Annotated in this window: 2 protein-coding genes; one reads left to right on the top strand and one right to left on the bottom strand. The window is 63.6% G+C overall.

Going from position 1 to position 1469, the window contains the following annotated elements; translation table 11 throughout:
* A partial coding sequence (locus EN984_RS34380; RefSeq protein WP_127384345.1) for a fatty acid desaturase occupies positions 1-810 on the bottom strand: 810 nt, incomplete at its 3' end.
* Positions 811-979: 169 nt separating this feature from the next.
* Between EN984_RS34380 and EN984_RS34385 the strand changes: the two genes are divergently transcribed.
* Positions 980-1469 (top strand): LacI family DNA-binding transcriptional regulator (locus EN984_RS34385; RefSeq protein ID WP_127384346.1); only part of this gene is annotated, 490 nt, incomplete at its 3' end.

The raw sequence follows: 1469 nt of genomic DNA on the forward strand, positions 1-1469 counted from the left end.
CATGTAGACGGTGCGGCTGTTCAGCCTGTGGTCGGTGACATTGTCGGCCAGGCCGCCATGCTGCAGCAACCCGACCATGACGTGATGCCAGGCGCCGTAGAGCCTGGGCAGGCCGACCAGCATCAGCGGCAGGAACGAACCGGTATAGAGCGCCAGCCCTACGGTGGCGGCATAGATCGCCGTCCAGATGCGGGCGACGCGGATCGCTTTGGGCTGTTCCTGTTCGGGAATGAAGGTCTTTTCGGCGGCGCTGACGGTGCCGGCGGCGTTGCGCAGCATGTCTGACATCGCATGCCAGGCGTCGAGCACGCCAGCGAAGCCCAGCATGGCGCGAACCAAATCAGGCGGCCGCATGACCGAGATTTCCGGGTCGCGGCCGACGATGACGGTGTCGGTGTGGTGGCGGGTGTGGCTCCAGCGCCAGGTCACCGGATTGCGCATGATCATGAAGCAGGCGATCTGATAGACCGCATCGTTCATCCACTGCGTCCGGAAGGCGGTGCCATGACCGCATTCGTGCCAGCGTGAATCCGTCGAGGAGCCGTAGAGCACGCCATAGACGAAGAAGAACGGCACGCACCACCAACTGCCCCAGAACCAGGCACCGCCGGCGCCGCTGACGATCAGCGCGGCGAACCAGATTGCCGTATCGCGGATCGCGGGCCCGTCGGAGCGCTGCATCAGCTCCTTCATCTGCTTGCGCGGCACGTCGGTGTGATACCACTCGGCCGCCGATAGGCCGGTCTCGACGGCGAGCTTGGCGTCGCGGCCGATCAGGCTGTAGTCACGCCGGGACGGCGCAGTGGACATGATTGCCTCCCTCGGCAAAGGCATCCGCCAGAGCGAATGTCCTGAAATCCTTTGGTTTCGAGCGTCAAAGTAACGCCGACCGATGATGGACTCAACATCACAAAGATAGTTTCTATCATTTCCCATCAGGATGATGTACGAAGGCTCAAGCAAACCCGACGAGGCAAGCATGGTGAAGCGGCCGACAATATCAGATCTGGCGCGCATCTCGGGCGTCAGTGTCGCCACCGTCGACCGTGTGCTGAACAACCGGCTGCCGGTGCGCGAAGAGACAGCGCGCCGCGTCTACGAGACCGCTACCGATATCGGCTACCACGCCGCCGGCCTTATCAAGCAGCGCATGCGCCAGGAATTGCCGGAGTACCGGCTGGGCTTCCTGCTGCTGCGGGGCAATGATGCCTTCTACGGCGACTTCGCGCGGGAACTCGAACTGGCCATCTCGCGATCGCAGCGCTTCCGCGGCGTTGCGACCATCGATTTCGCCAGTTCCCTGGCTCCCGACGAGATCGCCTCGCAGATGCGCAGGCTGGCGGCGAAATCGAGGGCCATCGCCGTTGTCGGTCCGGACCATCCGACCCTGACAGCGGTCGTGGAAACCTTGAAGGCGAGAGGGCAGCCGGTCTTTTCGGTGCTGTCCGACTTTGCCGCCGGCATCCGGG

Origin of the sequence: Mesorhizobium sp. M7A.F.Ca.CA.004.12.1.1 (assembly GCF_003997835.1) — a bacterium.
Classification (GTDB): Bacteria; Pseudomonadota; Alphaproteobacteria; order Rhizobiales; family Rhizobiaceae; genus Mesorhizobium.